The 26,955-nt window shown below is 42.3% G+C and carries 29 protein-coding genes and 1 pseudogene; 16 read left to right on the plus strand and 14 right to left on the minus strand.

Annotated features, from left to right (window positions below; genetic code table 11):
• Nucleotides 1-160: 160 nt before the first annotated feature.
• Together ABFX15_RS10170 and ABFX15_RS10175 are read left to right on the plus strand one after the other, a co-directional pair.
• Complete coding sequence (locus tag ABFX15_RS10170; RefSeq protein WP_346025304.1) at nt 161-1,063, plus strand: glycerophosphodiester phosphodiesterase family protein; 903 nt, start codon at nt 161-163, stop codon at nt 1,061-1,063.
• 27 nt (nt 1,064-1,090) lie between these two features.
• Nucleotides 1,091-2,666: pseudogene (locus ABFX15_RS10175) on the plus strand (bifunctional metallophosphatase/5'-nucleotidase).
• Between the two features lie 94 nt (nt 2,667-2,760).
• Here ABFX15_RS10175 and ABFX15_RS10180 read toward each other — a convergent pair.
• The 10 genes from ABFX15_RS10180 to ABFX15_RS10225 form a co-directional block, all read right to left on the minus strand.
• Nucleotides 2,761-3,660 carry a cation diffusion facilitator family transporter gene (locus ABFX15_RS10180; protein ID WP_346025305.1) on the minus strand — a complete coding sequence of 300 codons (900 nt, stop codon included), beginning with the start codon at nt 3,658-3,660 and terminating at the stop codon, nt 2,761-2,763.
• A gap of 667 nt (nt 3,661-4,327) precedes the next feature.
• Nucleotides 4,328-4,969, minus strand: a complete 642-nt coding sequence (gene hisIE, locus ABFX15_RS10185; RefSeq protein WP_346025306.1) for a bifunctional phosphoribosyl-AMP cyclohydrolase/phosphoribosyl-ATP diphosphatase HisIE — start codon at nt 4,967-4,969, stop codon at nt 4,328-4,330.
• Nucleotides 4,962-5,726: an imidazole glycerol phosphate synthase subunit HisF gene (hisF, locus tag ABFX15_RS10190; protein WP_346025307.1), complete on the minus strand. Its 765-nt coding sequence runs from the start codon at nt 5,724-5,726 to the stop codon at nt 4,962-4,964. Before hisF ends, hisIE begins: the two co-directional genes overlap by 8 nt.
• Nucleotides 5,727-6,431 (minus strand): 1-(5-phosphoribosyl)-5-((5-phosphoribosylamino)methylideneamino)imidazole-4-carboxamide isomerase, encoded by a 705-nt coding sequence (gene hisA / locus ABFX15_RS10195; RefSeq protein WP_346025308.1) that lies wholly within the window; start codon nt 6,429-6,431, stop codon nt 5,727-5,729. It abuts the gene before it with no gap.
• A complete protein-coding gene (hisH, locus tag ABFX15_RS10200; protein WP_346025309.1) occupies nt 6,428-7,006 on the minus strand; it encodes an imidazole glycerol phosphate synthase subunit HisH in 579 nt (192 codons plus the stop codon). The genes hisA and hisH overlap by 4 nt, the downstream gene beginning before the upstream one ends.
• A complete protein-coding gene (hisB, locus tag ABFX15_RS10205) occupies nt 7,003-7,584 on the minus strand; it encodes an imidazoleglycerol-phosphate dehydratase HisB (protein ID WP_346025310.1) in 582 nt (193 codons plus the stop codon). Before hisB ends, hisH begins: the two co-directional genes overlap by 4 nt.
• A complete protein-coding gene (locus tag ABFX15_RS10210) occupies nt 7,581-8,579 on the minus strand; it encodes a pyridoxal phosphate-dependent aminotransferase (protein ID WP_346025311.1) in 999 nt (332 codons plus the stop codon). The genes hisB and ABFX15_RS10210 overlap by 4 nt, the downstream gene beginning before the upstream one ends.
• On the minus strand, nt 8,576-9,826 hold the full coding sequence (gene hisD / locus ABFX15_RS10215) for a histidinol dehydrogenase (protein WP_346025312.1): 1,251 nt from the start codon (nt 9,824-9,826) through the stop codon (nt 8,576-8,578). The genes ABFX15_RS10210 and hisD overlap by 4 nt, the downstream gene beginning before the upstream one ends.
• Entirely contained in the window at nt 9,827-10,435 is a 609-nt protein-coding gene (hisG, locus tag ABFX15_RS10220) for an ATP phosphoribosyltransferase (RefSeq protein WP_346025313.1), read from the minus strand. It abuts the gene before it with no gap.
• 23 nt (nt 10,436-10,458) lie between these two features.
• Nucleotides 10,459-11,319, minus strand: a complete 861-nt coding sequence (locus ABFX15_RS10225) for an ATP phosphoribosyltransferase regulatory subunit (protein ID WP_346025314.1) — start codon at nt 11,317-11,319, stop codon at nt 10,459-10,461.
• A gap of 119 nt (nt 11,320-11,438) precedes the next feature.
• On the opposite strand from ABFX15_RS10225, the gene hisJ reads away from it, so the two are divergent.
• The 3 genes from hisJ to ABFX15_RS10240 are packed head-to-tail and all read left to right on the plus strand — an operon-like array spanning nt 11,439 to nt 13,292.
• Complete coding sequence (hisJ, locus tag ABFX15_RS10230) at nt 11,439-12,221, plus strand: histidinol-phosphatase HisJ (RefSeq protein WP_346025315.1); 783 nt, start codon at nt 11,439-11,441, stop codon at nt 12,219-12,221.
• The gene (locus ABFX15_RS10235; protein WP_091268463.1) at nt 12,218-12,439 is read left to right on the plus strand and encodes a YdbC family protein; all 222 of its coding nucleotides are present in this window, start codon (nt 12,218-12,220) and stop codon (nt 12,437-12,439) included. Before hisJ ends, ABFX15_RS10235 begins: the two co-directional genes overlap by 4 nt.
• Before the next feature lie 46 nt (nt 12,440-12,485).
• Entirely contained in the window at nt 12,486-13,292 is an 807-nt protein-coding gene (locus ABFX15_RS10240) for an aldo/keto reductase (protein WP_346025316.1), read from the plus strand.
• A 123-nt stretch (nt 13,293-13,415) separates the two neighbouring features.
• Here ABFX15_RS10240 and ABFX15_RS10245 read toward each other — a convergent pair whose 3' ends face one another.
• Nucleotides 13,416-14,009, minus strand: a complete 594-nt coding sequence (locus ABFX15_RS10245) for a ribonuclease H1 domain-containing protein (RefSeq protein ID WP_346025317.1) — start codon at nt 14,007-14,009, stop codon at nt 13,416-13,418.
• 350 nt (nt 14,010-14,359) lie between these two features.
• On the opposite strand from ABFX15_RS10245, the gene cls reads away from it, so the two are divergent.
• Genes cls through ABFX15_RS10275 form a run of 6 tightly spaced genes read left to right on the plus strand, consistent with a single transcriptional unit; the run spans nt 14,360 to nt 20,385 of the window.
• On the plus strand, nt 14,360-15,907 hold the full coding sequence (gene cls / locus ABFX15_RS10250) for a cardiolipin synthase (RefSeq protein WP_346025318.1): 1,548 nt from the start codon (nt 14,360-14,362) through the stop codon (nt 15,905-15,907).
• Nucleotides 15,908-15,922: 15 nt separating this feature from the next.
• Nucleotides 15,923-16,792, plus strand: coding sequence for an MBL fold metallo-hydrolase (locus ABFX15_RS10255; protein ID WP_346025319.1), 870 nt, complete (start codon nt 15,923-15,925; stop codon nt 16,790-16,792).
• 60 nt (nt 16,793-16,852) lie between these two features.
• Nucleotides 16,853-18,253: a bifunctional metallophosphatase/5'-nucleotidase gene (locus ABFX15_RS10260; RefSeq protein ID WP_346025320.1), complete on the plus strand. Its 1,401-nt coding sequence runs from the start codon at nt 16,853-16,855 to the stop codon at nt 18,251-18,253.
• Complete coding sequence (locus ABFX15_RS10265; RefSeq protein WP_346025321.1) at nt 18,250-18,966, plus strand: YutD-like domain-containing protein; 717 nt, start codon at nt 18,250-18,252, stop codon at nt 18,964-18,966. The genes ABFX15_RS10260 and ABFX15_RS10265 overlap by 4 nt, the downstream gene beginning before the upstream one ends.
• Before the next feature lie 20 nt (nt 18,967-18,986).
• Nucleotides 18,987-19,757 carry a TIGR01457 family HAD-type hydrolase gene (locus ABFX15_RS10270; protein ID WP_346025322.1) on the plus strand — a complete coding sequence of 257 codons (771 nt, stop codon included), beginning with the start codon at nt 18,987-18,989 and terminating at the stop codon, nt 19,755-19,757.
• A 1-nt stretch (nt 19,758) separates the two neighbouring features.
• Nucleotides 19,759-20,385 (plus strand): TIGR01906 family membrane protein, encoded by a 627-nt coding sequence (locus tag ABFX15_RS10275; protein ID WP_346025323.1) that lies wholly within the window; start codon nt 19,759-19,761, stop codon nt 20,383-20,385.
• Nucleotides 20,386-20,452: 67 nt separating this feature from the next.
• Here ABFX15_RS10275 and ABFX15_RS10280 read toward each other — a convergent pair whose 3' ends face one another.
• From ABFX15_RS10280 to ABFX15_RS10290, 3 genes are read right to left on the minus strand one after another with little or no spacing between them, the layout of a single operon-like run.
• Nucleotides 20,453-20,962, minus strand: coding sequence for a phosphatidylglycerophosphatase A family protein (locus tag ABFX15_RS10280; protein ID WP_346025324.1), 510 nt, complete (start codon nt 20,960-20,962; stop codon nt 20,453-20,455).
• Nucleotides 20,963-20,987: 25 nt separating this feature from the next.
• Nucleotides 20,988-21,989 carry an NAD(P)/FAD-dependent oxidoreductase gene (locus tag ABFX15_RS10285; RefSeq protein WP_346025325.1) on the minus strand — a complete coding sequence of 334 codons (1,002 nt, stop codon included), beginning with the start codon at nt 21,987-21,989 and terminating at the stop codon, nt 20,988-20,990.
• A gap of 28 nt (nt 21,990-22,017) precedes the next feature.
• Nucleotides 22,018-22,497: a divergent PAP2 family protein gene (locus tag ABFX15_RS10290; RefSeq protein WP_346025326.1), complete on the minus strand. Its 480-nt coding sequence runs from the start codon at nt 22,495-22,497 to the stop codon at nt 22,018-22,020.
• Nucleotides 22,498-22,648: 151 nt separating this feature from the next.
• Between ABFX15_RS10290 and ABFX15_RS10295 the strand changes: the two genes are divergently transcribed.
• The 5 genes from ABFX15_RS10295 to ABFX15_RS10315 all read left to right on the plus strand — a co-directional run bounded on the left by ABFX15_RS10295 (nt 22,649) and on the right by ABFX15_RS10315 (nt 26,841).
• Nucleotides 22,649-23,239 carry a peptidylprolyl isomerase gene (locus ABFX15_RS10295; protein ID WP_346025327.1) on the plus strand — a complete coding sequence of 197 codons (591 nt, stop codon included), beginning with the start codon at nt 22,649-22,651 and terminating at the stop codon, nt 23,237-23,239.
• A 45-nt stretch (nt 23,240-23,284) separates the two neighbouring features.
• Nucleotides 23,285-24,139: an ROK family protein gene (locus ABFX15_RS10300; protein ID WP_346025328.1), complete on the plus strand. Its 855-nt coding sequence runs from the start codon at nt 23,285-23,287 to the stop codon at nt 24,137-24,139.
• A gap of 504 nt (nt 24,140-24,643) precedes the next feature.
• Entirely contained in the window at nt 24,644-25,036 is a 393-nt protein-coding gene (locus tag ABFX15_RS10305; protein WP_346025329.1) for a CvfD/Ygs/GSP13 family RNA-binding post-transcriptional regulator, read from the plus strand.
• Between the two features lie 35 nt (nt 25,037-25,071).
• Nucleotides 25,072-25,461, plus strand: a complete 390-nt coding sequence (locus ABFX15_RS10310; protein WP_346025330.1) for a hypothetical protein — start codon at nt 25,072-25,074, stop codon at nt 25,459-25,461.
• Between the two features lie 30 nt (nt 25,462-25,491).
• Entirely contained in the window at nt 25,492-26,841 is a 1,350-nt protein-coding gene (locus tag ABFX15_RS10315; protein ID WP_346025331.1) for a glucose-6-phosphate isomerase, read from the plus strand.
• The last annotated feature ends 114 nt before the right edge of the window (nt 26,842-26,955 follow it).

Consider the following 26,955-nt stretch of genomic DNA (forward strand, 5'->3'; position numbering starts at 1 on the left):
GTAGGCAAAAACCAAAAGTCAAGTAATAAGCATAAAAATGTGAAAAAATTTAAAAAAAGAAAATAAGTGGAGGGAAAACTCAAAAGAGAAAACCCTAAATCCACTTATATAGAGCATCTATAGTTTCCTAGGTGTCTCTTATAATAAAAGGAGGAATCGAGTGAAAAAACTACTCAAGTATATTGGTATACTTTTAGGCATCATTTTATTTATCTGGTTTATTCTATTCCTTTTTCCGCTGACTTCAGATAGTGAACGAGCATTTTTTGAAGGAGATGAAGGCACATTAGTCATTGCTCATCGTGGAGGACTGGATCATGCCCCTGAAAATACGCTGGAGGCATTCAGTTATGCCCGAACCATAGGTGTAGATATCCTAGAGTATGACGTTTTCATAACTGCAGATGGCGAACTGGTGGCTATTCACGACGAGACAGTCGACCGTACAACAGAAGGAACAGGCCGTGTGAATGAGATGACTCTGGAAGAAATTCAGTCCCTGGATGCAGGCTACCACTTTCAAAATGAGTCGGGGGAGTATGAATATAGAAATACTGGAGTATATATTCCGACAGTAGAAGAAGTATTCCAGGAGTTCAGCAATGTGAGACAGCTGATTGAACTGAAAGCAACGAATGATCCAAAGCACTATGAAGAAATGATCCAGGAAATGTGGCGACTGATCGAAGAATATGATATGCATGAGACGGTTCTGATAGCTAGTTTTGACCACGAAATCAATCTAAGATTTAATGAAGTAGCTGACGGGTTAGTGGCTATCGGTGCAGGCGAGAAGGAAACGCGCCAGTTTGTTACTCTGCATAAGGCTTTTCTGAATCTGGTCTATCAGCCAACAGCGGATGCTTTTCAGCTACCTGTCGAACAGGAAGGTTTTAACCTTGCTGATTGGAAACTGATCAGAGGAGCCGAAAACAGAGGGATGGATGTCTACTACTGGACAATCAACGATGAAGCCACTATGAGAGATCTGATTGATCTTGGTGCACATGGCATCATGACAGATGATCCTGAATTACTGATCGATATTTTAAATGAAGATTGACATTAATCGTCTTGAAAGGATTGACTTATGAAGATTACACTATTTGAAACAAGTGACATACACGGCTACCTTTTCCCAACGGACTATCAGTCACGACGTCATGAAGCGACTTACGGACTGTTCAAGATTGCCTCACTACTTAAAAGTGAACGTGAGAAACTTAATGGACCGAGTATTACGATTGAAAATGGGGATCTGATACAGGGTTCGCCTTTTACACATTATGTGGTAAAGGAAAAGAAAGAAGCGACTGTGGTGATGGAAGCGGCCAACGCCTGTGGATTTGACATAGGAGTCATTGGAAACCATGAATTCAATTATGGTCTGGACTATCTGAACAGTGCGGTCAGGAGTGCAGACTATCCTATACTTAGCGCAAATATCCTTAACGATAATGGCGAACCGGCTTTTGGTCAGGCGTATAAAATTATCGAAAAAGAAGGCGTTAAAATAGCCATACTTGGACTGACCACCCCTTATATCCCTAACTGGGAACACCCTGAGAACTACGAAGGCCTTACATTTGTTTCTGCAGTTGAGAGTGCGAAGAAATATGTGCCTTATTTAAAAGAGCAGGCCGACGTTGTAGTCGTAAGTTATCATGGCGGTTTTGAAAAAGACCTGGAGACAGGAGAAGAGACGGAAATACAGACCGGAGAGAATGAAGGCTATGCTTTGCTGCATGACGTAGAAGGAATAGATGTGTTGCTCAGCGGACACCAGCATAGGGTCATTGCTCAGAAAGTGGGGCAGACCGCAGTCGTTATGCCCGGGGATAAAGGAAGATATTTAGGAAAAGTGACATTGGACATTGAAGAAGCTGACGGACAGTACACCCTGATCGATGCCATACCTGAACTTCTGTCGACGGAACAGGTGGATGTAGATGAATCGACCGCTGATGCGTTCAGATCAGTAAATGAAGAGGTCAGTAAATGAAGAGGTAGAAGCATGGCTGGATCAGCCAATCGGAAAAGTCGAAGGAGATATGACGATTTCGGACGTGGAAGCCGCTCGCCGTATAGAGCATCCTTATGTGGAATTTGTAAATAAGGTTCAGATGTATTATGCGGAATGTGACATTTCAGGTACGGCTCTTTTCAATAACCAAGCTAGAGGATTCAAAAGAGAAGTAACGATGCGAGATGTCGTCCTGAATTACATTTATCCGAACACGCTGGCTGTACTGAAAGTAAGTGGAAAAGATCTGAAAGCGGCACTAGAGCGGTCGGCAACTTACTTTGAACTGGATGAAACCGGGGACATCATCGTCAATCCGTCATTTATGACACCGAAACCCCAAATGTACAACTATGATATGTACGAGGGCATTGAGTATACGATCGATGTGGCAATGCCTCAAGGGGAACGGATCGTTGAATTTTCCTATGAAGGGAAAGACATCATACCTGAAGACAGCCTGGAGATCGTTATTAATCAGTACCGAGCTGTAGGCGGAGGCGATTACGACATGTTTGATGCCTCTAAAATCATCCGCGAGGTCACGATCCCTATGAATGAGCTGATGGGAGACTACTTCAGTCAGTTTTCACCAATCAAGGCAGAAGCCAACCGCAACTTCAAAGTAACCGCATCAAAGTAATCAGAAAGTAAAAAAGACACGAGACGAGTCAGGTCCTGATTTAACAAAGGAAATGACCGTTACCGTGTCTTTTTTTACTTAAAATATCTGTAGTCTACATCTGATCCTTGTTGAACTGGTCTTCAATTGTATCAGGTTCAACATGAACATCAGTATGCATGATATCATATTTTTCATACAGCACTTCCTCAATCATTTCAGTCACATCATGTCCCTCCTGAACGGTCATCATCCCGTCCACCAGGATCGTCACATCGACATAGGTATTAGCCCCGTACATCCGTGCTTTAATTGTCGCAACTTCTTTCACATGAGGCAGAAGAAGAATCTCATTTTTATATTCCGTCAGATGTTTATCTTTGAACCCGTCAGATAAGGAAAAGCTGCTGTCCTTGAATACTTCTACACCTGTTTTGATGATGATGAGTGATACGATGACAGCCATTACTCCGTCAAGCCAGCCCCAGCCGAACGAAGCTCCTGTGATGGCAATGGCGGTAGCTGAACTGGTCAGGCTGTCTGCCAAGTTATCTTTGGAGACAGCTTTAAGGCCTGCACTGTTAGCTTTATTTGCCAGAGACAGATTGAATCTGTAAAGGAGATACAATACAATCGCACTTGCGACAGATACAATGGCAGCTGACTGATCTGGAGGCGTGATTTCTCCACTGATTATTCTTACAATACTGCTCTGAAGGACTTGAAACCCGACAAACAGCATAATGAAGGAAGTGATCAGACTGGCGATCGGTTCAGCTTTCCAGTGCCCATAAGGATGATCGGAATCGGCTGGTTTTCGTGCAGTCTTGAGTCCTATTAGGACAGTTACTGAAGAGACGACATCGGTAAGGTTATTGAACCCATCAGCTGAGAGAGAGGCGGCATTCAGAAAATAACCGAGCAGAACTTTTACCAGAGCTAGAATGATATACACACTGATGCTTACTCGAGCTCCGCGTTCGGCAAGTTTTACTCTATTGTATTTATTGGGCATATTTTGTTCCTCCATCTTTTTAAACAGATCCTACTTATAGTATATAATGGTTCGGAACTTTTCAACAACAGGAGCTTCCTTTTTAACAATTACTTATTTTTTAGGACGGACGAGAAACCACACTATTTAAATTTAAAAATAGGTATAGAGTAATGTGAAAAAGGATGATCTCTTTTTCCAAAAAATGTGGAGATTATTGTAAACTGACTGGAGAATGGTCAGCTGGATTAGTATAAGGGAATAGGAAGTGAATGTCTTTTAGTTGAAGGGTTATGGTCCACTGAGATGGAAATATAAGTTGAGTGGTGAGTAGTTGAGGGATTAGTGCCCACTGAGATGGAAAAATAAGTTGAGAGGTGAGTAGTTGAGGGATTAGTGCCCACTGAGATGGAAAAATAAGTTGAGAGGTCCATAGTTGAGGGATTAGTACCCACTGAGATGGAAATATAAGTTGAGTGGTCAGTAGTTGAAGGGTTATGGCCCACTGAGATGGAAAAACCAAGTGAGTGGTCAATCTGACACACAACCAAGAAAGAACGCAATCTGGCAACCGCCAGCGGCTGGCAATATAATCGAACAAAAAACCCTTTATTAGTCAGATGACAAGCTAGTTGTCTATAACTAATAAAGGGTCGAATGATTTAACGATTACTTTAACCAGGCGATACTACCATTCGTTGATCGACTGGCGTTCACCTTTAAAGTTGTTTTTCTTCTGGTGACGTGAAGCCAGAACAGATTCCACATCATCTACTGTGACACCGGATTGATGGAGAAGGACACCTAAATGATACAGCACGTCGGCCGCCTCATTCCTGATTTCTTCCTTATCTTCATTCTTGGCACCGATGACTAGTTCAAAGGATTCCTCTCCGAACTTTTTACTGATCTTATCAATACCCTCGTTGAGAAGATAATGTGTATAAGATTTTTCATCAGAAGATGTCGCACGATTTTTTACCATGGCTTCAATATCCCGTAAGGAGAAGGAAGACGCAAGGTTGAAACAGCTGTCGCTGCCTGTATGACAAGTAGGGCCAGCTGGATCGACCATAATTAGAAGAGCATCATCATCACAATCCAGATACATGTCAGTGATGTACTGCATATTCCCACTGGATTCGCCTTTTTTCCACAGTCTATCTTTTGAACGGGAGAAGAACCAGACGACTTTTTCCTTCTTAGTGAGTTCAAACGCTTCTTCGTTCATATAGCCCATCATACGGACTTCTTTCGTGATATGATGCTGTAGGATAACCGGTAGCAATCCTTTTGAAAAGTCAGGTTTAAGTGTAGTGTAATCAGACATGTCTTACAGGCACTCCTTTCGAATCGCATAGATCTTTCACTTGCTGAATGGATACATCCTGGTCATGGAAAATGGAGGCAGCCAGTCCAGCTGACACATCTGTCTCCAGGAAAAGAGAGATGAAATCTTCGGCACTGCCGGCACCGCCAGAAGCGATAATTGGAATGGTGACTTCTTTCTGAATGATGGAAAGAAGTTTGTGATCAAAGCCGTTCTGCATGCCGTCGTAGTCCATACTTGTGACCAGCAGTTCGCCAGCTCCACGACGTTCGACTTCTTTAATCCAGTCAATTGTCCGGATATCCGTACGCTGCTTGCCGCCATGAGTGTAGCAGAACCAGTCCTGCTTATCTTCTTCCCATTTCGCATCGATGGCAATACAGATGCATTGGGCACCGAATTTTTCGCTTGTTTCATTGATCAGATCGGGATTTTTAAGCGCGGCCGAGTTCAGACTGACTTTATCTGCACCGGCGTTCAGTACAGCAGAAATGTCTTCGATGGACTTCAGTCCGCCTCCGATTGTCATAGGGATGAACAGTTCTTTTGCCGTTTTACTGATAACATCGAGCATTAATGCATTACCGGTCTGAGTTGCTGAAATATCAAGAAAGACAAGCTCGTCGGCACCGAGCGCATTGTATCGTTTCGCCAATTCAACAGGATCGCCGATTTCCCGCAGTCCTTTAAACTGGATTCCTTTAACGACCACACCATCTTTTACATCCAGACAGGGGATGATTCGTTTCTTTATCATTTAATTGATGCCCTCCCAGAATGTAGTCGTATTAGCTGCTTTTCCAACGATCGCAGCTTTGACACCTGCTTCTTCAAGCTGGTTCATATCTTCAAGACTTCTGATCCCTCCAGAAGCAGTGACTGGGTGAGGGGTTGTTTCGACTAATGCTTTTGTCAGTTCAAAGTTAGGTCCCTGCATTTTTCCATCTTTTGAGATGTCAGTATAAATGATTCCGCCTAGTTTCAAGGAAGCCGTTTCCTCAGCTACATCAAAAATCGTACGGTCCATCGCCTCAGTCCAGCCATTGACAGCCACCTGATCTTTCTTGGCATCCAGGCCGAGATAAATTTTCCCTGGATATTGTTCAGTCATTGTTTTGAGCCACTCAGTATCTTGAAGCCCACGGGTACCCACTATGACATAAGAAGCCCCGTTTTTTAAATAATAATCGATTGTTTCCTGTTTACGAATGCCGCCACCGATTTCAACAGGGCGTTCGCTCGTTTGAATCAGATCTTTAATAAAAGCTTCCTCTGCAGGTTTCTGATGAAGGGCACCCATCAGATCGACAATATGAATCCGTTTCACCTGCTCGAACTGATTGTAGAAGGCGATGGCTTCCTGAGGGGTACGAGTCATGACTTCTTTCGTCCCGTAGTCTCCTTCAGTCAGTCGGACACTTTCGTTATCGATCAGATCAATCGCCGGCCATAATTCTATCATTTGATGTACCCGCCTTTCAGTGCCTGATCAAGAATCTGAAGACCCTTGTCGCCACTTTTTTCCGGATGGAACTGAATGCCGATGATGTTGTCTTTCTGAACAATAGCTACCACATCGTCCTCATAAGTCGCTTTTGCCACGACATTTTCTTCCGTATGGACTTTATATGAATGTATGAAATAGACGTCTTCATTCAGAGAAGCATTTGGCGCATCCAGTTTATTCCAGCCCAAGTGAGGAACAGGCAGCTTGCAGGTCATCTTCTTGACTTGGCCAGGAAGAAAATTCAACCCGTTGACATTTCCTTCTTCACTGTGTTCGAAAAGCAGCTGCATGCCTAAGCAGATACCGATAAACGGCTTGGTTTCCTTCAATTTTTTCAGCTCAGGAATCAGATCGAGTTCATTTAAACGGGTCATGGCATCTTTGAAATGACCGACACCGGGAAGGATGATCTGGTCAGCCTGTTCCAGCTCTTCAACATCGTGAGTAACTTTCACTTCATAGCCCAGATAAGTCAAGGCGTTAGTCAAATTGGCAATGTTTCCTAGTCCGTAATCGACGATCGCGATCATGCTTCGATCACTCCTTTCGAAGAAGGCAGTCTGGAAACAGAGGAGTCGCTGGCTGCCTGACGTAGAGCCTGAGCATAAGATTTGAAGAGAGACTCGATTTCATGGTGCGTATTGCCGCCTCTGATCAGATCAAGATGCGCCGTCAGACGGGCATTGATCGTCAGCGCATAAAAGAATTCCTTGACCAGCTGAACGTCGAAGGTACCAACGGTCTGGCTGGAAAAATCTGCTTCAAAGTGCAGGTAAGGACGTCCGCTGACATCAATGACTGTTCGAGTCAGTGTCTCATCCATAGGAACATAAGCCGTACCGTATCGCTGAATGGATGACTTGTCTTCCATCAGTTCAGCAATTGCTTGTCCAAGCAGGATACCGACATCTTCTGTAGTGTGGTGATCATCAACATCTGTGTCGCCATCCACTTTAAGGTCGATGACATAATGACCATGAAACGCAAACAGATCCAGCATATGGTTCAGAAAGCCGACGCCAGTATCGATATGCGACGCTTCAAGTCCCTTGCTGATAGTCAACTCGATAGAGGTTTCTTTTGTCTTGCGTTCTTTAGTTATGGTCATTGCGCTTGTCTCCATTCTTTTAAAATAGTCTGCAGATCCCTTAGCTGCTCTTCAGTAGCAATGGAATACCTGACGATCTGTCTTAATGCAGGATTGTCGGATTCTGGATACATTCTTGGTAAAAACCCGCGTTCGACAATGTGTTCACTCAAATCGACAGCTTTTTCTCCGTAGGTAAAGATGAAGTTAGTCGAACTGTCCAGGATATCGATCACATCTCCGACTTCGTCCTGGAAAATCTGTTTTAGTTTTCTGGAAAGGGTACGGTTCAATTCAATGAATTTATCCAGACGTTCAGTCTGGTTGAGAAGATAGTTGGCTACGTTAAGAGAAAATGTGTTTAACGGATAAGGGTGGGCAATTGAGTTGAGAATGCCCATCGTTTTTTCTGTAGAAATAGCGACACCTACACGCAGACCTGCCAAGCCGTAAACCTTACTCAAGGTTCTTAGACGGATGACATGATCGCCTTCAGGATAAGTTACTTGATCTTCAATAAATTCTCCATAAGCCTCATCAATAATGAAATAACCGCCAGCTTCTTTCATAAGAGCTGAAGCTTGTTCGACGAACTCTGAAGGATGAAGCGTACCGAATGGGTTATTCGGCTGTGAAAAGATAAAGACAGAAGGATTTAATTCCTTGATCTTCTTATAGACTTCTTCGTAATCGAAGGTCCAGTCGTCAAGACAGTTGTTTTTTGTCAGTTTACGTCCGAACTGCTTGGCATATTCTTCATACATCACAAAGTCTGGATCCAGTACAAGAACAGGCCCGTCACCAAGAACGATCATTGCTTTCTGTATCCATTCATCAGACCCGTTTGCAAATGAAATCAGATCAGGATCAAATCCATTGTATGCTGCATAACTCTTCTGAAGTTCCACATACTCATCTTCTGCATATTGATTAAAGTGCGTGTCTACAGCGATTTTTCCTATTTCTTCTTCGCTGAGTGCGCGGTAAGGACTTTCGTTTTTATCTATTCGAATCATTTGAGATCCTCCCATCTGCTGGCTAATGAATCATAGTGAGCATTCAGTTTTTCTTCTTCGGCCATGCGCATGCCTCCCGGTGCCATGGTCATGAATGTCCCTTTTTCTAAAGCAATAATTGAGTTTGTTCTTAAGAAATCATTTACAGTCAGACCATTGCTGAATCGAGCAGTGCCTCCAGTAGGTAGAACGTGACTTGGACCGGCAATATAATCTCCAATGGCTTCAGGCGAATAGTCGCCGATAAACAAAGCACCAGCTGTGGTAACGCGGTCGACATAATCAGCTGCATCATTAGTCTGAATCGAGACATGTTCGCCTGCAATCAGATTGATGATATCGATTGTTTCGTCTCTAGATTCAGTCAGAATATTAAAGTGATGATTTGCCAGACTTTCTCTGATGATCGACTCACGAGGCTGTTTCTTAAGCCCTTTCTGAACCTGACCATAAATTTCCTGAAGTTTAGCTTCATTCTCGCTTACTAAAAATGTTCTAGCTTCAACATCGTGTTCAGCTTGAGCGAGGATGTCGAAAGATGCCCATTTTGCGTTGGTGCTTTCATCAACAGCGATGACTATTTCACTTGGGCCTGCAATTGAATCGATGCCCACATCGCCGTAGACAAGCTTCTTGGCCAAAGCAACATACTGATTGCCAGGACCAACAATTTTATCTACCTTAGGGATCGTTTCAGTTCCATATGCAAGGGCTGCAATAGCCTGTGCGCCGCCAACCTGAAAGACACGGTCAACGCCTGAAATGTGACATGCAGCAAGAATAGCTGGATGTACACCATCAGTTTGAGGCGGAGTAGTCACGATGATTTCATTTACACCAGCTACTTTCGCAAGAACAGCCGTCATTAAAACGGTAGAAAGTAAAGGCGCAGTTCCTCCAGGCACATATACACCGACACGTTTGAGAGGATGTACTTTCTGAAATAATTCCTTTCCTGCACTATCTGATAGCTTAATGGAAGACTGATAACGTCTGATATTGTCATGGGCTTCCTCCATAGCATGTCTCAAATCATCATCTATGGAAGAAACGGCTTTTTCCAGTTCAGACCGAGGAATTTCAAGCTCATCGATGTCCACGTTATCGAACTGACTGCTGTATGATTTAAGAGCACAATCTTTGTCTTTCTGAACAGACTGGATAATATCCATGACCGATTGCGTTTTCGTCCAGTCCACACTATTGATCGTTTTAAATTTATCTTTAAATGACTGAGCTGTGTACATCTAAGCACCTACTTTTTTGAATTGATTGATGATTGACTGTATTTCAGTATTCTTAGAAAAGAATGCATGCTTGTTTGAAATAAGGCGTGCATTGATGTCATCAAGACGAATCTGTTCTTCAAGACCATTGTCTCTTAGAGTCGTACCTGTCTGAACGATATCCATGATGGCATCGGCCATGTCGATTGTCGCGGCCAGCTCAACTGAACCTTTTAGATAGATTATTTTAACAGGCTGCATAATAGAATCAAAGTAATTTTGAGTAAACTGTACATATTTTGTAGCTACAACTGGATAGACATCCTTAGGTTCTTTAGCTGCCAGTGCAAAGTGGCAGTAGCCGAACGGCAGATCCATCAGATTATTGATGTGTCTGTTCTGTTCGTACAGGACATCACTTCCTGTTATGCCCAGATCAGCGACGCCTTCTTCCACATAAACTGGAACATCTTCACCTTTGACCAGAAGAAATCTCACTGAGTCGGTGTGCACAACTAATTCTCTTGACACTGATTCGAGTGCATCGCTCCAGTTGGTCATGTCGATGCTTTTTAAAAATGCTATAAAGTCTTTCAGCTGTCTTCCTTTTGATAAAGCTATAGTAATCATCTCTTGCTCCTTCACAAAACGGTTTAGTATGTTAAGTCTGTCAGGTTGATCGCCATTCCAAAGGCTTTTGTCGGACTGGAATACTGTCCGCCGGTAACGATCGGCTCTACAGTCTGATCAGTATAGAATTGCAGAAAAATCCCCTTATAGTACGATTGAGCCGGAAGTGAGAATAAGTCACTGTAAACTATCGGGATATTTTTTTCTTCCAGTGCATTACGCCAGTTGATAATTTCATTGACTGGGTCTTTCAGGTCAGGAAACTGGTCTCTGGCGAAATGGAGCTGGTCAGGAACCGGCTGGCTCATCAGTTGAACGACAGGATGAGTTTGACCTAAATACTTAGTCAGTCCATCCAGGTTACGTTCTCTCAACAGATGTCTGACTTCCGGATCTTGAAGTTCATCTTTACTCAGTAGTCTTTTTAATAGAGAATAGTGACTGATCACTGCTACTGAAACCGTCTGTTTAAGATGAGTCTGTAGATAATCAAGCAGATCTTTCATTGACGACTGCTGTGTATCGATATCTTCTGAGAAAATCTCCATTCCGAACTGCATGCGTTCCTTGTTATAGGAATAAACTGGACCGGAATAAGCTATTTTATCAGTTTTTAATTTGTATTTTTTCCGGTATCTGACTATGGCATCCGTCCAGTCGCTTCTGATTGATAGAAGGGAGTCGTTTGCCTGCCAGGTATACCGGTTAGTCATTGATTTTAAATCATCTGGTGACAAACTGTCCCAGCGAAATTCTTCGAGGATCGAGAGGTCGAGCAGGTCATAACCGAGATGGTGGAAATGATGGAGAAACTCCCATTCTTGATGTTTTTTATCCAATATATGCTGGTTATTCTGTTCGAATAGCATTAGTCGTTTCCTCATTTCTCTTTTTTTAATGATTTGATACAATAGGAGTATCTAAATCACGTAATGAAAAAATACTAACATAAAATTAGTTAATGTGAAAGCTGTTTTGTTGTCACCTATAATAAGGAGGACTTATGTTATCAGATAGTCATATACACACTCAGTACTGCCCGCACGGTTCGGATGCTGAAATGGAAGAATACGTAAAGACAGCCATCAGTAAAGGATTGAAGGAAATGACCTTTACAGAACATGCCCCTCTGGTCATCGATGACCCGACTCCTGAGAATGACAGTGCTATGTCCTGGGAAGATGTAGAGGCTTATATTAAAGAGGGAAAGGAACTGAAGGAAAAATATAAGGATCAGCTGATCATTAATATAGGGTTTGAAATTGACTATATTGAAGGGAAAGAAGAAGAGACACTTGAGTTTCTGAAGAAACATTCCGATTTCGTTCCTCATTCCATACTCAGTGTTCATATGATCCGATTGAGCAATGAAGAATATTTCTGTATCGATTACGACAAGGATGCATTTTTAGAAAAAATCAGTGAAGTCGGGTATGATACATTAGTCAGTAAATATGAAGATACTCTTTATAAAGCACTTGCCGAGCCATACGGGGAACTGACCCCTAAAACGATCGGTCATATTACGCTGATCAATAAGTTTGAGAAAGCGTACGACCAGGTCGACACGATCGACTGGATCAAGGTACTCGAACGTATTAAAGAAAAGGGCTACCGGATGGATTACAATTTCGCCGGACTGGACAAGCCTTATCACAAGCAGACGTACCCACCGGAAGTCCTGGTTAAAAAAGCAATCGAACTAGCTGTCCCGCTTAGATTCGGTTCAGATGCCCATCACCCCGATGAAGTCGGACGCTATTTTGAAAGGAGTCTAAAGAAATGAGTCAATTAAATTTTGAAGTACTTGAGCACTTAGCTGTCTTGTCAGAGAATCCCAAAGGCTGGAGGAAAGAACTGAATCTGGTTAGTTGGAACGACAGACCAGCTAAGTTCGATATTAGAGACTGGAGCCCGGATCACTTGAAGATGGGAAAGGGAATTACACTGGACAATACAGAAATGAAGGCATTGAAGAAACAATTACTTGAAATCGACCTGTAAAGACAGGTACTATAAAGGTAAATATGGAAATGAAGGAGAGATAGCATTGGAAAAAGTTCGGCTGAATAATGGTTTATCCATCCCATACTTGGGGACAGGAACAAATACTTACGGCAAAGAAAACAATGATTACAATGGTAAATTGAATGGCGACTTCTCTGCACTTGAGTCTGCAATCAATTTAGGGTATCGTCTGATCGATACTGCCATCTCCTACCGCAACGAAGCAGGTGTGGGCAAAACGATTAAAGACAGCGGCATTCCTCGTGAAGAATTTTTTATCACAACTAAAATTCCGGCAGATGATCAGTATATCAAAGATAAAGAGGCAGTTAGAAAGACACTCGATCAAAGTCTTGAAAACTTGCAGACAGATTACATCGACTTGTACCTGATCCATAAACCTATTGAAGATGAAGAGAAACTGCGTCTGACTTGGGAAGTACTGGAAGAGTACGTCGGAAAAGACAAAATCAAAACAATCGGGGTATCTAATTTTTCAATCGATGATTTGAAACGCCTGGATGCTTTTGCTACTGTCAAGCCGGCAGTGAACCAGATCAAGTCCAATCCGACTGAATGGAACAATGAATGGATAAAGTACATGTTTAAGGAAGATATCCGACCGCAAGCCTGGGGACCAATGAAAACCTCTGAGGCGCATAGAGAGGTGTTGGGGGACATAGGCACAACTTATAATAAAACCTGGGGACAAGTTCTTCTGCGTTACCAGACCCAGCGCGGCGTGATCGTGATTCCTAAATCGCATAACCCTGAAAACCAGAAAGCTAATCTGGAAAGTCTGGATTTCACACTTTCTGATGAAGACATGAGTCGAATTGACGAACTGTAAGAAACTGGAACCGAAACAGATAAAAAAACCGTCAGATCAGGAGGATAATTCCTTAGTTTGACGGTTTTTATAGGCTCATCTTTGTGATCCATCGATGAATCTATTGTTATTCAGTCCGGGTATCTATTTAAGTGCAAGCTTAGCCAACTGGTCAGCTCGTTCATTGTAAAGAACGCCGGTGTGAGCTTTAACCTTTACAAAATGGACATTGATTTCTTGAGCGTATTTCTTGAAGTAGGTGACGTAATCTTTAGAGACTGTTTTATTGGCTTTCCATCTTTCAGTAGCCCACATTTCAATTCCTAGATAATCGTAATGAATGATGACCGATTTATAGCCATGACTGACTGCCCATTTTATGGCATTTAAGGCCCCAAAGCATTCTCCTGCAATTTGAAAGCTTTCAGCATACTTCGGATCATCTGCAGCATTAGCCAGTTCAGCCAACACTTTTCCATCTTTAATCATGACTACACCGTAACTGTATTTTTTTGCCCGTTTATCGAATGATCCATCTACATATGCAATGACTGTCTCAGGGGTTTCTTCAACAGGAGGGGAATCTGATCCCTTCAGATAATTCTCGGCCTGAGATTTAGTCGTAAATGACTTAAACTCTGCGTTTGAAAAGCCTGAAATCACTTTTTGAGCATCGCTCCAAGTTGTGAAAACACCTGTCTGTCTTCCTTTTTTAACTGCGTAATATTTTTTTGGCATAGGGACTCCTTAATTCATTCAATCTTATATTACTCTAGAAGAGAATAGAGGAAATGTCAATACCATGGTCCGTCCGGTTACCTCATTATAATTTTTAAGCGGTCATTCAAAACTCTTATCTATAAGAAAAGACACCTTCACTCATCACGTTAAAGATGAAGAAAAGGCATCTAAGCTGACGATATCGATATGAAATGGTAGGGAAAGACGGGAATGATAAGATCTGAACAGTCCTACAAAGATCAGCATAAATGGAATATACATATGAAAGCTTATAAAAACCCTTATTGAGATAGTGACAAACCTGAAGAAAAAAGGTAGGCTTAACAGAGGACGAAGGAGTGAAAAACTTGAGAAAAAAATGGTTGATGCAATTATTTAAGAGAAGAGTCATATTGGCGTTATTAATTATTATTCAATTTGCGATTTTCGGGTTCGTAGTTAACCAATCGATGGTCCATTCCATTTTCTTGGAGACAGTGTTTACCATACTGTCTATAGGTGTAGCTCTTCATGTTGTCTGGAAGAAAGGAAAAGAAGCTTATAAAATTACATGGATTTTGCAAGTCCTGATTTTTCCTGTATACGGCACATTATTTTACTTGATATTTAACAGACAGACACAGACAAAAAAGCTGCAGGCAAAACTCGAACAGATTTACCAGGTTCATTTCTCATTTGCTGGACATGAGGAGCAAGTTTTAAACGAAGCGAAAACTGATTTTCCTCATCATGGAAGACTCATGCATTATCTGACATATGCTGGTGGATTTCCAGTCTATGATCATACTGAGACAGCCTATTATCCGATTGGAGAATCATATTTTGAGGCTATGCAGGAGGCAATCAGTAAAGCAGAGTCCTACATATTTTTTGAATTTTTTATTGTGGCAGAAGGTAAGATGTGGGGAAAACTTCTGGACTTGCTGGTTGAAAAGGCAGAACAGGGAGTAGATGTCCGTGTCATGTATGATGACATTGGCAGTTTCGTTACCTTGCCTTCCGATATGAAAGAGCAGCTGGAAGAAAAGGGAATCAGTTGTCGAATATATAACCCATTCCATCCGATTATTACCTCTTCGCAAAATAACCGGGACCATAGAAAAATCCTTTCAATCGACGGAAAAGTAGCTTTTACTGGTGGAATAAATATAGCTGATGAATATATCAACGAAATCGAGAGGTTCGGTCACTGGAAAGACAATGGGATCAAGCTGACAGGGAAAGGAGCCTGGGGGCTGACACTCATTTTCCTTCAGTTATGGCAGTCTATGGACGATCATATAGATACTGAAGATTTAAAAAGCCTTAAACCGGTTAACTGGGAGACCAGTACAAGTAAGGCTCATTCAACCTATTATGTCCAGCCCTTCTCTGACAGTCCGACTGACAAGAAAAACTTTGGTGAACATGTATTGATTAAAATGATACATGCTGCAAAAGAATCGGTGCATATTTACACACCCTATCTAATACTGGATGAAAATCTTGAAACTGCGCTCATACTGGCAGCCGAAAGTGGAATCGATGTAAAAATCATTACGCCTAAGAAATGGGATAAGTATCTCGTACACATGACCACACGGTCTTACTACTCTGAACTGATAGAGGCAGGCATCAGTATATATGAGTATACACCAGGGTTCATGCATGCAAAGACTGTTCTTGTGGATGATGAAGTAGCACTTGTCGGCACCATCAATTTTGATTACCGAAGCTTGTACCTCCATTTTGAGAATGCAGTAATGTTATTTGGGGGGACAATCATGCATGACATTAGAAAAGATTTTGACGAAACGATCAGGTCCAGTGAGCTGATGACTGATCAAACGGTAAATCAGTCTCCTGTCAGTCGTCTGACGCAAAGTGTACTTAGACTATTTGCCCCGCTGATGTAAAGAAAGGATGAGGCTATGGACTCGCTGACGATTGGATCCACTAAAATAACCTGGTTAAACGGAGGAGTGACCATGATGGATGGAGGTGCCATGTTTGGACCGGTACCTAAACCTTTGTGGAGCCGTCGCTACCCGTGCAATAAAAAAAATCAGATCGAACTCGTGACTGAACCGATGCTCATTGAAAAAAATGGCATGCTTTCACTCATTGATGCAGGGATCGGTAGGGGTCGACTCTCGGACAAACAGAAGATGATATACGGCGCCTATGAAGAATCGACCATAGAAGAAGACCTGGCTTTACTCGGATTTGAACCAGGGGACATTGACAGAGTGCTCATGACCCATATGCACTTCGACCATGTTACCGGCTTAGTGAAAGATGTCGACGGTCGGAAAGTACCAATGTTTCCAAATGCGCAGGTTTTCGTTGAGAGCAGGGAATGGGAAGCTATACAGCATCCCTCCAAACGTACGAGCGGAACATATTGGGAAGATAACTGGCGTGCGATCGCTTCTCAGATAACTTGTTTCGATGATTCGATTGAAGTAGGAAAAGGAATCGAACTGATACATATAGGAGGTCATAGTCCAGGGCAATGTCTGGTTAAAATTACGGATGGAAATAAGGTTGCAGTACATTTATCGGATGTCTTCCCTACACATGCACATCTCAACCCGTTATGGGTCACTGCCTTTGATGACCATCCGCTCGATTCCATCGAAGCTAAAGAGACTTGGATCAACAGAGGACTGGAAGAAGGATGGACGTTTCTTTATTATCATGATGCGTATTACAGAGCACTGACATTCGAAAAGGAGACCAGGGAAATTAGCTGGTCACTGAAAAGGACCAAAGAACCAGCTGTATCATTTCACCCCTGAAATCACTCAAAAATAGGAGTTTGGGGTCGAATGTGATAGTATAAAGCTGGAGGAGAAACAATGGAAAAGATTACGATCTATCATACAAACGATATTCATTCTCAGCTTTCTTACTGGCCCAGAATAGCACGCTATCTGACTCAGGAGAAACAAAGGCTGATGAGTAAAAAGGAAACAGTATATGTTTTTGATGACGGAGATGCTACAGATCGAGTCCATCCTCTGACCGAAGCAACTAACGGGAAAGCAATTGCGGAGCTGCTTCATGATGGATCTTACGATGCTGTGACTATAGGAAACAATGAGGGAATCGGAAACACTAAAGATCAGCTTAATGACTTGTTTTCCGAAGCTAGATATGAAGTGGTCGTATCCAATTTAAAAGATAAAGAAACAAATAGCAGACCGGACTGGGCAAGAGAAATTATTTTGCTCGAAACTAATGGCGGGCATACATTTGCACTAGTCGGTCTGACCATTCCACTGCCGATGAGTTATGACTCATTGGGATGGAATGTAGAGGACCCTTTCGACGTACTTGATGAACTGGTCAGGACATACAGAAACAAGGTAGACGGATTTATTCTGTTGAGCCACCTTGGCCTGCCCACTGACAGGGAGATAGCTGAACGCTACCCCGAAGTGCTTGTAATCATGGGGGGACATACCCACCATCTGCTGCCGGAAGGTGAAATGATCGAAGGCACACTGATAGCCGGTGCTGGAAAATTTGGTACGCATATAGGGAAAATTACGTTAGAATACGGTAAAGACAATCAGATACTCATGACTGCTGAAGTAATCGATGTCCGTTCACAAGTTGATCCGGTTCCAGATGAACACGTGGACATGAACGAACTTTACAGAATAGGAAACAGGATGCTGGAGCATGAAGTTCTTGGGGAAATGAATCATCCACTCAACAAAGAGCAAGTTGCAGAACCGAATCTGATTTCACTGACGCTTGCAGCTATGACCAGTTTGAGCGAGACGAACATCGCTGTGGTCAATACAGGGCTTTTTTTAGAGTCGCTTCCCAAAGGACTGATCAACAGGAGGCAGCTGCATGAAGTTCTTCCGCACCCGATGAGAGTAGTCGAGGTAAGCATGAACGGAAACAGCCTCAGGCGACTGCTCAATCAAATGGAGCAGCAGAGAGAAAAGTTGAAAATATTGCCTGTTAAAGGATACGGATTTAGAGGAAAGATATTTGGAGATCTTTATTTTCAGGGAATAGAAAAGAACAAAGAGGGCATCTATATCAATGGAAAAGAACTTGATCAGAACAGACAGTATAAACTGATCACAGTTGACTATTTTCTTTATGTTCCTTTCTTTCCGGAACTTCAGGCACAGGCCTCTGTTAGAATAATCAGTCCCGATTTCTTAAGAACAATCGTCGGTAATTACATTGCACACCAGACTTCGAATTTATTAGATGAAAGGGAAGAATCATCGTGACAGACAATAAAGAAAAGAATATTAGCCGACCAGGCACTGAGGATAAGATTGATGAACTGGTCAAAACGGATGAAAAAGTAGTGAAAAAACTTGATACCGAAACACTTGAGATTGCCGGTGACAGGTATACAATCAAAGAAAATTACAGAGATGCGCTTGATCTGGAACTGCTTGAGGACCGATACACTGATCTACTGGAAAAATATGACTTTATCGTCGGAGATATGTCATATGGCAAATTAAGATTAAGAGGGTTCTATCACGACAGCAACAAAAAAGCACCAATTGATATGAAAATCGGTCACCTAGAAGACTACTTGAGTGAATACTGCAGTTTCGGCTGTGCTTATTTTGTTCTTGAGAGTCTTGAAACGAAGAAGAAACAGCGGTCGTATCCTAACCCGGATCCTCACTTCAAGCAGACTCAGAAAAAACCTCAGAAGAGAAGATCAGATAAGTCCAGAAGAAAATCTTCCGGACAAAAACAGAGCCAGTCTACTGGAGTTAAGGCTGCAAAAGAGTCAACGAAAAAGCCATCACGTGACTCACAGAAAAAGAAAGCAAGTGAGCCGACTAAAAAGAAGGCAGACAGAAAGTCTTTCACTAAAAAGAACCGGACTGAAAGCAAGCCCAATACAAAAAAGACTGAAAATGTAAAAGAAGTGAAAAATGAAAAGGGTAGCACGCGTTTTCAGATCAGAAAGAAAAAGTAATTAAGTAAAGGAGTTTCCAAATGACTGACAACAATTATAAAGGATACCTTATCGATCTGGACGGCACTATGTATAAGGGAAAAGAACCGATCGAACAGGCCCCGCGCTTTATCCGTCAACTTAAGAAGAGCCAGACCCCTTATATATTCCTGACTAACAATTCTACCAGCAGTCCGGAAGAAGTGGCAATTAAATTGAAAGCCCAGTTCAATGTTCCCGCAGAAGCAGAGGAAGTCTACACCAGTTCCCTGGCCACAGCTGATTATGTTAAGAACCTGGAAGGCAACAGAGTGTTTGTTGTCGGAGAGAAGGGCCTGATCGAAGCCTTGGAACAGGTCGGATGTGAGATTGTCGAAGAGGATATCGATCATGTAGTCGTCGGCTTGGATAGAGAGTTGACCTATGAAAAATGTATGATTGCCAGTCTGGCCATTCAGAATGGGGCTTCATTCATTGCAACTAACAAAGACACGAACCTGCCTAATGAATTGGGGCTCGTACCTGGAGCTGGTTCTCTAGTCGCTCTCATCGAAAAATCGACACGAGTGGAACCGACTTTTATTGGAAAGCCGGAGAGTTACATTATGGAATCAGCACTTAAGAAAATAGGTCTGAACCGTGATGAGGTTCTGATGGTCGGAGACAATTATGAAACGGATATCCTCGCAGGTATCAACAATGGAGTTGATACGCTTCTGGTACTCACAGGCTTTACGTCAAAAGAGGATCTCGACCAGTTTGCTGATGAGCCGACTTTTGTGATAGACACCTTGGATGATTGGAGTGTTTAGAATGAATGCTCTAAGAAAAGCAGGAGGAGTAACGAGTCTGATTCTCCTGATCATCACTGCAAGTATTGCGGTGGTCATCTTGTTTACTCCCCTTTACCAGCTGACTGTCAGAATTCATGATTTACCTGAACGGTTGAATATGACATACGAAGCAATCATGGACAATTACTACGTACTCCTAAGGTATCTCCATTTTCCTTGGATCACTGAACTGGAGTTTTTGGATTTTCCGAGTTCAGAGAGCGGACTGTTTCATTTCTGGGAAGTCAAGATTCTCTTTTACATCAATTACGGGATTCTGATCATTTCCAGCGTGACCAGTTTCTTTTACATGAGATACGTTAAAAGAAACAGAATGATCTGGACACTCCAGAGACCATTTTTCATTGCAAGTCTGGTTCCGCCTGCGCTGCTTTTCTTTCTGGCAGTAAACTTTGACAGAATGTTCGTTTTATTTCACGAGATTTTCTTCAACAACGATGACTGGCTGTTCAATCCCGCTACGGATCCCATCATCCTGGCACTTCCACAGGAATTCTTTATGTACTGCTTCATTCTATTTTTCATTCTCATAGAAGGAGCATTCATCGGGATGTACTGGTACAGCAAAAAACGTGCATTCAATTAAAAAGACCGGTCACTTACATGAGTCTGCCTATCTGGCAGATTTTATGTGAGGGACCGGTCTTTATCTGTTATTTCATAATATCTGAGATTTCAGGATTATCGTGTGCAACCCGACTTGCTGCAGCCGCAGCGATTGCACCGACGATGTCATCCAGGAATGTATGGGTTTCTTGTGTATTCTTGTGATTATCCAGTCGACTGATGATTTTTGGCTTAGTCTTGTCTAGAAACCCGTAGTTGGTGAAACCAATGGAGCCGTACACGTTGACAATGGATAACGCTAGAATCTCATCAATTCCATACAGCCCCTCATCTTCTTTGATGATTTCCTGAAGGGGACTAGACAATTTGTTTTCTTCGCATAATACATCAAGCTCTATTCCAGTCAGAATGGCATTTTGAACCTCTCGTTTCCTGATGACAGCTTGAACATTATCCAAGCATAAATCCATAGCAATTTCTGTGAGATAAGGTTTCTGAAGATCATAAACCAGTTCGGCGATCTCTTCCAGAGTCACACCTCTGTCTTTTAACCTCTTTAAAGCTACTTTATGCAGTTCTGAACCTGATTGAACCATTTTGACTCCTCCTTATTAGTGTTTATTAATCTTCAAAAGTTAATTTTGTACTTTGGATTGGCTGAGCATGTTCATTTGGATAAATGGAATGAATCGCATGATTGACTGCAGAAGGGGCTTCTCCGAAACCCGTGGCAATCAGCTTTATTTTGCCATCAAAGGTCGTACTGTCACCTGCAGCATAAATTCCTTCAATGGATGTTTCCATTTTTGAATTGACGACGATATCGGTCTGTTCAAGAGCGATATTCCAGTCTTTTACTGGTCCCAGTGAAGAGACGAAACCATAATTGACAATGAAATAATCCAGATCGACAGAGAACGTGTCTTCTCCTCGTGTTTCTTTAAATTCCACGGCTTTAAGCTGCCCGTTTTCCTCCACGAGATTGTGAGGGACATAAGGAGTAAGGACCTCAATACTGGAAGACCTTACCATCTCCACAGAGCCTTCATGGGCCCTGAACCGCTCTCGTCTATGAACTAGAATAACTTTTTTGGCAATGGGCTCCAGGGTCAGTGCCCAGTCAACTGCTGTATCCCCTCCGCCGCATATGACAACAGTTTTATTTTTATACTGCTCCAGATCTTTGACAATATAATGCAGATTAGCTTCCTCGAAAACTTCTGCATTGGGAAGAGATAAGGTTCTCGGGCTGAAGGAGCCCTGACCAGTTGTAATGATCACTGTCTTAGAAAAATGACTGCCTTTATTGGTCGTTAATTTAAAGAGCTGATCGTCCAGTTTGTCAATGGTCAGTACTTTTTCATCAAGACAAATCGTCTGGTCGAAGTGCTGCATCTGCGCGGTCAGCTGATGAACCAGTTCTTTTCCGGTAACACCTGCGTATCCTCCTACATCATAAATAGTTTTCTCCGGATAAAGGAGGGAGACTTGTCCGCCCAGTACAGGGAGTGATTCGATCAGTTTAGTTTTTGCATTTCTCATACCCGCATAGAAAGCTGCGAACATGCCTACAGGCCCACCGCCTATAATAGTGATATCGTATAGTTCTTCTGACAGATTCAAAACAAACCCTCCATAATATAACTGTAGATCAATATAGCATGCCAATCAACAAAGCGATCACGACACCTGAAAGAATACCAAAAAAGACTTCAATCGGTTTGTGTCCAAGATATTCCCTGGACTGCCTTTCTTCTTTCATTGCTTCGATCTCTTCCTGAGTCTGATGAGTGAACTTTTTTCTGAAATTTTCGAAATCAGCTAGCAGTTCATTGATCAGAATACCATGTTCACCACTCTGGCGTCTGACCCCCATGGAATCGAACATGACGATGACCCCGAATGTCGCGGCAATAGCTACATATGGAGACTGAATGCCGTATTCTGATATCATACTCGTTATCAGGGCAGTTACTCCTGCCGAGTGAGAACTCGGCATCCCACCAGTCGATGTGGCAAGTGCCACTGATGATGGCCGGTTTAATAATAGAGCAACAGGGACTTTGATGATCTGAGAAATAATAATAGCTGAAAAAGCAGCTACCAATGGATAATTGTTAAATAGTGTCATGAAAATCTTCCTTTGATTAAAATAGAAACCTTCTTAATAATAACATGAATAAATACTGATGATGATTAAAAAGTGTTACAATTAGAAAGTTATTGGCAATCCAACAGAACTGCGGTACACTAAATAGAGATAAACATTAGGAGGAATACGAATGACTCAATTTCCACAATTAAACTTGGATCAGGTAACTGGACCAAAAGCTGTAGTTAAAACCAACATGGGAGACATCACTATTCAGCTCTTTCCTGAAGAGGCACCTAAGACAGTAGAAAACTTTGTCGGACTATCAAAAAAAGGATACTATGACGGTGTCATCTTTCACCGTGTCATTCCAAATTTTATGATACAAGGTGGAGACCCTACTGGAAGCGGAATGGGCGGTGAAAGTTTTTTTGGAGGGAACTTCGAAGATGAATTCAGTCCATCGCTGTTCAACCTGAATGGCGCACTGTCTATGGCTAACGCAGGACCAAATACTAACTCAAGTCAGTTCTTCATCGTGACTATGAGCGATACTCCAGCACAAATGGTTTCTCAACTAGAAGGTGCAGGATTCCCGGAAGAAATCATTGAAGCATATAAGGAAAACGGGGGAACCCCTTGGCTTGATCAGAAACACACTGTATTCGGTCATGTCATTGAAGGATACGAAGTAGCTGAAGCGATCCAGAATGTAGAAAGAAACGCAATGGACAAACCTAATAAAGATATCATCATTGAAACGGTCACGATCCAAGACTAACAGGGGCCATTCAATCAGTAATTTTATAAGTTTAGGAGGCATGACATGTTAGGTGCAATAGAAGCTGGAGGAACGAAGTTTGTATTGGCCGTCAGCGATGATGAGTTCAATATTTTAGAAAGACAGTCGATCCCGACCACGACTCCGGAACAAACGTTTGAGAAAGTGTTCGAGTTTTTTGATCAGTACGACGTCAGCGCCATCGGAATCGGGTCATTTGGCCCAATAGATGTCAACATAAAATCAGAGACTTATGGGTACATCACATCTACCCCAAAAACGGCCTGGGAAAACACAGATTTTATCGGTGTGATGAAAGAAAGGTATTCTGTTCCAATGGGCTGGACCACAGACGTAAATGCTGCGGCCTTAGGTGAATTGACCTATGGTGCTGCCAAGGGAAAAGAGTCCTGTCTCTACCTTACTGTAGGAACCGGCGTAGGTGGCGGGGCAGTGATCAAAGGAGAACCTTTAGAAGGATTTGGTCATCCTGAAATGGGACACATCCTTGTCAGAAAACATCCTGAAGATCATTTCGAAGGGCACTGTCCTTATCATGGGGACTGCCTTGAAGGGCTCGCCGCAGGACCGGCTGTAGAAAAACGCTACGGGAAGAAAGCTCAGGAGCTTACGAATAATGAGCAAGTCTGGGAGATTGAAGCTCACTACCTTGCCCAGGCGCTAATGAGTTATACGTTGACACTTAGTCCTGAGAAAATTATTTTAGGCGGAGGAGTCATGAAACAGGCTCAGCTTTTCCCGCTCATCAGAGACAAATTCATACGACTGATGAATGACTATGTACAGACCCCCGATATGGAAGAATACATCGTCTCACCACAACTGAAAGATGATGCCGGCATTACTGGCTGTCTCATACTCGCTCAACGCGCATTATAACGAATAGTCCCATCAGGTATACGGCCGTCACTTTACTAGAGGCTCATATTCCTGAAGGGACTTTTTCTTATTGTTCAATTACTTTCCTGATTCTGTTCAGACCACCTCTGAGTATGGATTTGGGTACTGCAAAACTCAGCCGCACCAAACATTTGACGTTTTGGCCGTAACTGATACCGAACAGAGACGAAGCGATTTTTTAAATCTTGATCGTGGACTGGTTCAGGATTATCAAAGTACATATAGGGCACCCAAATTGGCAAAGTATTTTGACTGCTGAATAACTGTTCTGTCAAATCCCACTTGACACTCCCAGTTGTATGACGGTCAATCGCTTTGTCAAAATTCATAACATCACTCTAATGGTCTTTACCCATAGTATTAGCTAAATATAGGCTAAATGCAAGGGGAGTTTAAAAGAAGATAGTTTCCAATATCTTTCATTTCATGCTATACTACTAAAGAATGATTTCATGAAAACCATGATGACGGAGAGGGGAATTCATGGTGTACAAAATAGGACAAAAAGTTAGAGGAAAAGTCATTGGAATCCAGCCATATGGCGTGTTTGTAGCGATAGATGATGAAACACATGGCCTCATACATATATCTGAATTAAAACACGGATATATCAAAAGCATCTCCGATGTCATCAATAAAGGAGATATGGTGGATGTCATCATTATGGATATTGACGAATATTCCGGGAAAATCAGCCTGTCACTAAGAAGTCTGCATAAACCTAAATTCCATCCATTTTCAAACAAGCGTAACATTGCCCGCTATGGGAAGAAAACTGGAATCGGATTTAAGTCGATCGAAGACAAGCTGCCAAAGTGGGTAGAGCAGGCACTGAATGAAATAGATGCACAAAAGAACAGCGAAAGAAACGGCTGACTGATTATTTGCTTAGAAAGGTGTTAATAAACTTGATGAAAGAAAATCATTATGTTGCATGTACGATTCTTGTAAAAGATGAAAATGGACGGTATGTGTTCCTTGTAAGGAAAGAAGATGAAGGCTTTGCTTTTTTAGCAACAACTGTAAAGCCCAAACAAACAGGCCTTGCCAGTGTAATCGACAGGCTTAAGCAAGTAAGCAATCTGAACATTGAAAAGCTTGAACTGAATGAGCTGACTAATGCCATCGTAGACGACAATCGAATCCCACTGTTCGTTTTCATTTATGAAAACGACGACCTCGACCGCCCCGATGACTTATTAACCGAAAATACGGATCTGTCATGGGTGCATTCAGAAAACGTGATCACCACATTGGAACAATGGAAAATTTCTGGTGTTCCGCAATTTCTACTTATATAAGCAAATTAATCAATTTTGGAGGATGATAATATGACTAAAATCAATTTTGACTACTCAAAAGTGGTTGGACAATTTATTAATGAAGACGAACTGAAAAACATGCAGCCGCAAGTCAATGCAGCGCACAAGATGATTCAGGAGAAGACTGGTCCAGGAAATGATTTTTTAGGTTGGGTCGATCTGCCTGTAGACTACGACAAAGAAGAGTTTGCTCGCATAGAAAAAGCTGCACAGAAAATCAAATCAGATTCTGACGTTTTAGTCGTTATTGGAATCGGGGGATCTTACCTTGGAGCTAAGGCGGCTTTGGACTTCCTTACACATTCCTTCTACAACGAGTTAAACAGCGAAAACCGAGGCGCTCCGCAAATATTCTTTGCCGGAAATAATATCAGCTCTACTTACATCAGTGATCTAATAGAAGTAATTGGAGATAAGGATTTTTCTGTCAACGTGATTTCTAAATCTGGAACTACTACAGAACCTGCTTTAGCATTCAGAGTCTTCAAGAGCCTGCTGATCGACAAGTACGGGGAAGAAGAAGCTAAAGGAAGAATCTATGCGACGACAGACAAAGAAAAAGGGGCACTTAAATCTCTTGCAGATGCAGAAGGGTATGAGACGTTTGTCATTCCCGATGATGTGGGCGGACGCTTTTCTGTCCTGACAGCTGTTGGTCTGCTTCCAATAGCAGTAGGTGGTGGAGACATCACTGCATTAATGAAAGGGGCAGTTCAGGCTCGTAGTGATTTCTCAGAAGATGATCTAAACAGTAATCTGGCTTACCAGTATGCTGCATTCCGAAACATCCTATATAGAAAAGGAAAAGTCACTGAACTGCTTATCAACTACGAACCAAAACTTCAGTATTTTTCTGAATGGTGGAAACAGTTATTTGGTGAATCAGAAGGGAAGGACCAGCGTGGAATCTATCCATCCAGCGCCAACTTCTCTACAGATCTTCATTCGTTAGGCCAGTATATTCAGGAAGGTAGAAGAAATCTGTTCGAAACAGTCATTAAAGTCGATAAACCTTCCAAATCAATGTCAATTCCTACCGAAAAAGAAGACCTTGATGGTTTAGGTTACCTGGAAGGAAAAGAAATCGATTTTGTAAATACTAAAGCATTTGAAGGCACTTTGCTTGCTCATACAGATGGAGAAGTACCTAACTTCGTTGTTACTATTCCAGATACGTCTGCTTATACTCTTGGTTACCTGTTCTACTTCTTTGAGATTGCAGTAGCTTTATCAGGTTACCTGAACAGCGTCAATCCATTTGACCAGCCGGGCGTAGAGGCGTACAAGAGAAACATGTTTGCCTTACTTGGAAAACCTGGTTTCGAGGACCTTGCGAAAGAATTGAACAATCGTTTATAAACTTTCACTTTTAAAGAAGGGCATTTATGCTCTTCTTTTTTCTTGTGCGCCCGGCATGGGCGACAACTTGGTGGTGAAAGTCCACTACAGACTTGGCAGTAGGAACTGTTAGCG

Source organism: Alkalibacterium indicireducens (assembly GCF_039522005.1).
GTDB lineage: Bacteria > Bacillota > Bacilli > Lactobacillales > Carnobacteriaceae_A > Alkalibacterium > Alkalibacterium indicireducens.